Annotated in this window: 2 pseudogenes; both read left to right on the forward strand. The window is 62.5% G+C overall.

The features are described 5' to 3' along the window. Positions 1 to 137, forward strand: a pseudogene (locus EOA27_RS39705) (transposase domain-containing protein); the annotation flags it as partial. Positions 138 to 236: 99 nt separating this feature from the next. Next, a pseudogene (locus tag EOA27_RS39710) lies at positions 237 to 454 on the forward strand (transposase); the annotation flags it as partial. Between the last annotated feature and the right edge of the window lie 39 nt (positions 455 to 493).

Below are 493 nucleotides of genomic sequence, written 5' to 3' on the forward strand. Positions count from 1 at the left end.
ATGCAAGATGAACCGCGTTGAACCATACGCCTACCTGCGCGGTCTCTTCATCAGCCTCGCAAATGGCCACCTCTCCAAAGACATCGACGGCCCTTATGCCCTGGGCCCATGCGCAACGCATCAGCGCCTCACAATGAGCTCGTCCGGGACTCCCCGACGTGCTCATAGGACCATCTGCAAGCGCTAGACCTGACCGTTGCAACCAAAAAATCAATGGGGCGGAGACGCCGCATACCCATCAGCAGCTGTCGCTCTTCAACGCCCACTACGACGAGCGTTGCTTCCTGCCGATCCACATCTACGACGCCGCGACAGGACGCCCGATCGCGATGATCCTGCGTCCTGGCAAGACCTCGACGGGCAAGGAGATCCGCGGCCATCTGCGCCGTCTCGTGCGCCGCATCCGCGCCCGCGCTGGCCGACCACCCGCATGCTGATCCGTGGCGACAGCCATTGAGGCCGGCGCAAGTCATGGCCTGGTGCGAGAACAATG

This window comes from Mesorhizobium sp. M2A.F.Ca.ET.037.01.1.1, assembly GCF_003998075.1.
Taxonomy (GTDB): domain Bacteria; phylum Pseudomonadota; class Alphaproteobacteria; order Rhizobiales; family Rhizobiaceae; genus Mesorhizobium.